Origin of the sequence: Mesorhizobium sp. M5C.F.Ca.IN.020.29.1.1 (genome assembly GCF_003997375.1) — a bacterium.
In the GTDB taxonomy this organism is placed as follows: Bacteria; Pseudomonadota; Alphaproteobacteria; order Rhizobiales; family Rhizobiaceae; genus Mesorhizobium; species Mesorhizobium wenxiniae.
On sequence record NZ_RZSW01000345.1, the window covers coordinates 1 to 6,690 of the forward strand.

General features: G+C 62.0%; 4 protein-coding genes. 1 reads left to right on the plus strand and 3 read right to left on the minus strand.

The features are described 5' to 3' along the window. Positions 1-1,431 (minus strand): ABC transporter substrate-binding protein (locus tag EOA85_RS23520; protein ID WP_245485970.1); only part of this gene is annotated, 1,431 nt, incomplete at its 3' end. Positions 1,432-2,325: 894 nt separating this feature from the next. Between EOA85_RS23520 and EOA85_RS23525 the strand changes: the two genes are divergently transcribed. Then, entirely contained in the window at positions 2,326-2,550 is a 225-nt protein-coding gene (locus EOA85_RS23525) for a hypothetical protein (RefSeq protein WP_127211360.1), read from the plus strand. Between the two features lie 25 nt (positions 2,551-2,575). Here EOA85_RS23525 and EOA85_RS23530 read toward each other — a convergent pair whose 3' ends face one another. Together EOA85_RS23530 and EOA85_RS23535 are read right to left on the minus strand one after the other, a co-directional pair. Beyond that, positions 2,576-5,758: a multidrug efflux RND transporter permease subunit gene (locus tag EOA85_RS23530; RefSeq protein ID WP_127211361.1), complete on the minus strand. Its 3,183-nt coding sequence runs from the start codon at positions 5,756-5,758 to the stop codon at positions 2,576-2,578. Next, on the minus strand, positions 5,755-6,690 hold a 936-nt coding region (locus tag EOA85_RS23535), incomplete at its 5' end, for an efflux RND transporter periplasmic adaptor subunit (RefSeq protein WP_127211362.1). The genes EOA85_RS23535 and EOA85_RS23530, both read right to left, overlap by 4 nt.

Genomic DNA, 6,690 nt, shown 5'->3' on the forward strand with positions numbered 1-6,690 from the left:
CTCGTAGAGAGCGTCGCGTTCTTTGACGTCGGTCAACTGCCCGGCCTGGTCCACTATGGCATCGGCTTCCGGCAGGACCCGGCCAAAAAAATTGAGGGGACCGTCTTTTGTGAAGAAAGCCTTGGCCTGGGTCTCCGGATGAGCGGCGTCCGGGCCTGCGATCGTGAGCAGCAAATCGGGAGGGTTTGGGTCGTCCTTCAAGGTGTAAGCAGCGCCGGAAGGCAGCACGTAAGCCGTTGCCTTTACGCCGATCAACGCCAATTGCGCTATCATCAGGTCGGCGATGCGGCTGTAGCTTGGGGCCGCGCTATGGAGGCCAATGACCAGATTGACCGCGCCACGTTTGGTGATCGCGGCTTTCGCTGCCTCTAAGTCGGTCGGGAACCGGATCGGATTCACTGGGTCGAGCATCACGTTCGGATAAACGGACCTCGACAGGCTTGCGAACTCTCCAAAGGCGTCCTTAACCCACAGCGCCGGGTTAATCGCTGTCAAAACGGCACTGCGGACCTCCGCGTCGTCCAGCGGCGAGTTCGGCTTAACGAAGAGATAGTACGGTATCATGCTCGGGGCGGCGGTGATCTCCAGCCCCCCCGGCAGGGTGGTGAGTTGCGCGAATGGATAGTTGATTGGCACGGCATCGATCGCACCGGCCTGCAATTGAAGTATCTGCTGGCTGATATCGGGCACGACCGAAATCTGGATCTGCCGGAAGAACGGTTTGTCGCCCCAGTAGTCGTCGTTGCGCTCGAGCACATAGCGCTGACCGCGTTTGAATTCCGACAGTTTGAATGGACCCGTGCCGATCGCATGCTCATTGAGCCAGGTCGTCGCAAAGTCGCCGTTGTCATGCTCGGCGAGCGCTGTCGGACTGATGATCTTCGGTCCCCAGGGGCTCGCGAGGGCGTCGAGGAACCAGGGCTGAGGATCGCTCAGCGTGAGCACGACCGTCGAATCGTCGGGCGCCCTCATGTCCTTCACATTGGCCAGGAAGTAGCTCAGGTTCAGTCCACGATCGCGGCGGCGCTCGAACGAGTTTATGACCGTCGCTGCATTGAATGGCGTGCCATCATGGAACTTGACACCGTCGACCAGGTGGAAGGTGTAGGTCAGTCCGTCGTCCGAGATCTCCCAACTCCTGGCGAGCAGACCAACGATCCTAGTCGAACCCGGCTCGTAGTCGACGAGCCCTTCATAGACATTGTTGATTGCGCTGATCCCTCCGACCTCGAAGCCGCTGTCCGGATCGAAAGTGCCGATATCGGCCACGTAGGGTATGCGCAGCACCTCTTGCGCGTTGACCGGCGCAATCCAGACCAGCAAACCGAGAGCGAGTCCCAGCATGCGCAGCCCGAAGCTGCGCTTGTAAGATCGTTCGGTCCGGTACGCGCAAATCTGCATGAAGGATTTCCCGCTGGCCTGGTACTTCACTAGGGACTGCAGGAAGACCCGCAGTCAATTCTTGGCCAACGAGGCATTCCACGCTCTTGTCCAACCCAGCGTCCCACCGATGCCATCAAGGTGTTCTTGCGGCTTGGGATCGGTGCGGATACCCAGACATTTTCGCACGATACGTCAGCCCGCCGATCGCGGTCTATGAGCATCAAGCAGAGGTCACCCTATCCCAGGGTATAGATCGTGCCGCCGCCGGACAGGTATGTGGACGCTTGCAGACGCGCATACACTACAGATCGCGTTTGCAACTCCACATAGCGCAGATCGCCGACGTCGAGGTGGCGAAGGACGACCCGGTTCGGGTTCGGCGCGTCGTCACGGGCCCATCCATAGCAAATCGATTCGTTATCCAGCGAAGCATATCACGTCTAGGTTCTCGCGCCGAAAGTCCGGCGCCTCGTCAACATCGTTGAACGGCGCGGGCGTTAATCCTATCGTTGGGTGGGCCGCTTTCCATGATCGGTGCAGATGCGTTGCACAAGCAGTCGTTCGTCGGCCCAATCGAGACCTTCATTGCTCGTCGCAAAGTATCGTCAATGCGCCACGCGACCTTCCAACTTGAGACACATCATGACCCTCTCTTTACCGTTAACGGTGAGCAACGCGTTTTATCGGGTGGAATCTAGCGCAGTAGGTGGGACAAAACATCGAAAAACATTGGAACTGATTTGAATGCCGCGACGTCCCACTGATATCTAAGTAGTTGGGTTTGCAGTGTTTCCAAACACCCTCCGGGCCCACCATTGTCGCTCAATATCAATAATTTATGGCCGACGCTATCTAAAGTGGGCCACGTGAGCTCCGCTATACCCGCCGTATTCAGATTGAATGTTGTCGCCTGACCACGATCCAAGGGCAGGAGAAGCGATCTTGTGCCTGTTTCTATCCTCTATTTTTGCTCCTGTTCGTCGGTCGGCCGACGACCCCAGCGGCGATCCGCTCGATGCGCTTTTCTGCGCGATCCAGACGGCCTGGGCGTGGACGATGCGAAGCGAGCGATACGGCGCGCCGGAACATCTCGATCCGCTCGAGGGATGGATCGCCGATCCATCCCTCCGCGAGATCCAGGAACCCGCCGGTCCGGCTTCAGCCTAAACCCGGCGCCTCATCGGCTCGGCGTCTACTCGGCTGCGCCGCTCTCGGAAGCCAGGGTCGGGCCGGCTTCAGGCCGCCTGCGCCGGAATGTCCTGCGCAGAGCGACGTAGAAGACCGGCGTCAGGAAGAGGCCGAACAACGTCACGCCCAGCATGCCGGAGAACACGGCCGTGCCGAGCGATTGGCGCATTTCCGCGCCAGGCCCGCTGGCGATCACTAGCGGCACCACGCCCAAGATGAAGGCGAATGCCGTCATTAGGATCGGCCGCAGCCGCAGCCGGCAGGCCTCGACAGCCGCCTCGACGGCGTCAAGGCCGCGCTCCTCACCTTGGCGCGCGAACTCGACGATCAGGATCGCGTTCTTCGCCGCCAGGCCGATGAGCACGATCAGCCCGATCTGCACGAGGATGTTGTTGTCGAGACCGCGGAAGGCGACGCCCAAGAGGGCGGCCAGCACGCTGAGCGGGATGATAAGCACGATGGCGAACGGCGTAATCCAGCTTTCGTATAGCGCAGCGAGCGCCAGAAAGACGAACAGAACCGACAGGCCGAAGATGAAGACCGCCGTGTTGCCGGTCTGCCGCTCCTGGAAGGCGAGTTCAGTCCATTCGAAGGAAGTGCCCTGCGGCAGCGATTCGGCTGCGATCCCCTCCATCAGGTCGAGCGCCGTGCCCGTGGCGACACCCGGCGCTGCATTGCCCTGAAGCGGCACGGAGACATACATGTTGTAGCGTTGCACGAGCGAGGGACCGGTGACGTCGCCGATCTCGACCAGTGTGCCGAGCGGCACCAGGTCGCCGGCCGCCGAGCGCACCTTCAGCTTCAATATGTCGTCGCGATCGATGCGGAAAGCCTGGTCGGCTTGCGCCCGCACCTGGTAGACGCGACCGAAGGCGTTGAAGTCGTTGACATAGGCGGTGCCTAGATTGATCGACAGCGTCTCGAAGATGTTGGGGATCGGCACGTTCAGCATCCGCGCCTTGTCGCGGTCGATCGCCAAGAAGAATTGCGGGCTGGAGGCCGAAAAGGTGGTGAAGACGCCCATCAACCCGGGCGTCTGGTTGGCCTTGCCGGCGATTTCGTTGGCCAGCGCCAGAATCGGCCGCATGTCGGCGCTGTTGCGCTCCTGGAGCATCATCTTGAAGCCGCCGGAGTTGCCGATGCCCCGCACTGGCGGCGGCGGCAGCGCGATGATGAAGGCCTCCTGGATGCTTTGCAGGCTGCCAAACAGCGTGCCGATGATCTTGTCGGAAGTATCGCCGCTCTCGAGCCGTTCCTCAAAGCTCTTGAATGGCGCGAAGATCACGCCGGAATTGCTGGCGTTGGTGAATGTCGCGCCGTTGAATCCTGCGAAGGCGACGGCGTTGGCGACACCCGGTGTCTCGCGGATGATATCCGACGCCTTCTGGATGACTGCGTCCGTTCGGGCGAGCGAAGAGCCCTCCGGCAATTGCACGACGACGATCGCATAACCCTGGTCCATGTTCGGGATGAAGCCGCGCGGCACCGTCTGCAGCATGTGATAGGTCGCGTAGAGCAGGCCTGCGAAGACGAGCAGCATGGCGGCAAGCGCCAGAGTCGTGCCGACCAGCCTGTGCACCAGCCACGCATAGCCGTCCGCCATCCTGTCGAACCCGTTGTTGAACCCGTTCGCCAGAGCGCGGCCGAACCTTGCCAGGAACAAGTTCGAATGTTCCTCGCTGTGCGGCTTGAAAAGCACGCCAGCGAGAGCCGGCGAAAGCGTCAGCGAGTTGAATGCGGAGATCGCCGTGGAGACCGCGATGGTGATGGCGAACTGCAGGTAGAACTGGCCGGAAATCCCGGGAATGAAAGCCGCCGGAACGAAGACGGAGATCAGCACCAGCGAGATCGCGAGGACCGCGTTTCCCACTTCATCCATGGTCTTGTGCGCAGCGGCGCGCGGAGCGAGCCCCAGCCGGATGTTCCGCTCGATATTTTCCACAACCACGATGGCGTCGTCGACAACGATGCCGACGGCCAGCACCAGCCCGAACAGAGTGAGCATGTTGAGCGAGAAGCCGAAGGCGAGCAGCACGGCAAGCGTGCCGATCAGCGAGACCGGTATCGCCACGATCGGCACGATCGCCATGCGCCACGACTGCAGGAACACTATGATGACGATCACCACCAGCAGGATCGCCTCGGCGATGGTGACATAGACCTCGTTGATAGATTCGGCGATGAACTCGGTCGGATTGTAGATGATCTCGTAGGCCAACCCCTCCGGGAAATCCTCCGAAAGCTCCGCGATGGTCTCCTGGATTTCTTCCGCCGAGGCCAAGGCATTGGTGCCCGGCCGCTGGAAGATGCCGAGCGCCACCGCCGCCTTGTTGTTGAGATAGGAATTGGTGACGTAGTCCCTGGCGCCGAGCTCTATGCGCGCCACGTCCTGCAGGGAGATCAAGCGGCCGTCCTTGGTCGACTTGACTATAACGTAGCGGAACTCGCGCGCGTCTTCGAAGCGCCCTTGCGTGGTGACCGTATACTGGAAGGCCGAGCCGTCGCCAATCGGCGGCGCGCCGATCGAGCCGCCCGACACCTGGACGTTCTGGTCGCGCAGCGCCTGGACTACGTCGCCTGCGGTCATGCCGTAGGCGGACAGCTTTTCCGGGTCGAGCCAGACGCGCAGCGAATATTCGCGCTCGCCGAAGATCTGCACGTCGCCGACGCCGTCCAGCCTCAGGAGGACGTCGCGCACGCGCGAACGCGCATAATTCGAGACGTAGAGCTGATCATATGTGTCGTCGGGCGACAGCATATGGATGACCATCATCAGGTCGGGCGAACTTTTCGCCGTGGTGATGCCGAGCCGGCGCACCTCTTCCGGCAGGCGCGCTTCGGCGATCGAGACGCGGTTCTGGACCAGCACCTGCGCCGCGTCGAGATCGGTGCCGGGGCGGAAGGTGATGGTGAGCGACATCGAGCCTTCGCCGGAGGAATAGGACGACATGTAGAGCATGTGCTCGACGCCGTTGATTTCCTGTTCGATCGGCGTCGCCACGGTCGCGGCGACCGTCTCGGCGTCGGCGCCCGGATAGGAGGCGCGCACCACGATGGTCGGTGGCGCGATTTCGGGATATTGGGCGACCGGAAGCTGCGTATAGGCGATGCCGCCGACGAGCACGAGCACGATCGACAGCACCACCGCGAAGATCGGGCGGTTGACGAAGAAATGGGCGAAGTTCATTGCGTCTGCCCTTCGGCTTCAACCTTGGGCGGCAACGTGGTCATCTCGGACTTGACGGTGACGCCCGGCCGCACTCGCACCAGCCCGTTGATTACCACGGTCTCTTCGCCGGTGAGGCCCTCGCGGATAACGCGATAGCCGTCGATGCGCGGGCCGGTGCGGACCGGCTTGGCCGAGATCAGGCCTGCCTCGTCGACAACGAAGACGATGCGGCGGTTCTGGTCGGCGCCGATCGCCTCGTCAGGCAGAAGCACGCCCGGATGCGGCAGCGAGCCGGGCACGTTGATGCGGCCGAACATGCCCGGCTGCAGCACGCCGTCCTTGTTGTCGAAGCGCGCCCTGGCCCGCATCGTGCCGGTAGCTTCGTCCAGACGGTTCTCGGCGAAGTCGAGCTTGCCCTTGAACGTCGCTTCATCACGGTCGGCGACACGGACGACAACATCGACGCCGCCGGCGCCCTCCTGCATGACGCCGCCGCGCTCGCGGGCGTCGCGCGCATAAGCGAAGTAGGTCCGCTCATCGATGTCGAAATAGAAGTCGATCGGGTCGATCGAGACGATGGTGGTCAGCACTGTCTGGTCGGCCTGCACCAGATTGCCCGGCGAGATGAGCCGGCGGTCGACCCGGCCGGAAAACGGCGCCTTAATCTCGGTGAATTCGAGATCGAGACTTGCGTTTTCAAGTGCCGCCTCCGCGCCGTCCAGTTGCGCTTGGGCGGCGAGATATTCGCGGCGGCGGTCGTCCAGTGTCGAAACCGGTATGTTGCCTTCGCGCGACAGGGTCTCGGCGCGCTCGAACTGCATCTTGCTGAATTCGACCAGGGTCTTGGCCGAGTCGACCTGCGCCTGCGCCTGGTTCAGCGCCGCCTTGAACGGCCGCTGGTCGATGGTGAACAGGAGGTCGCCCTGCTTGACCAGCGTACCGTCCTGGAA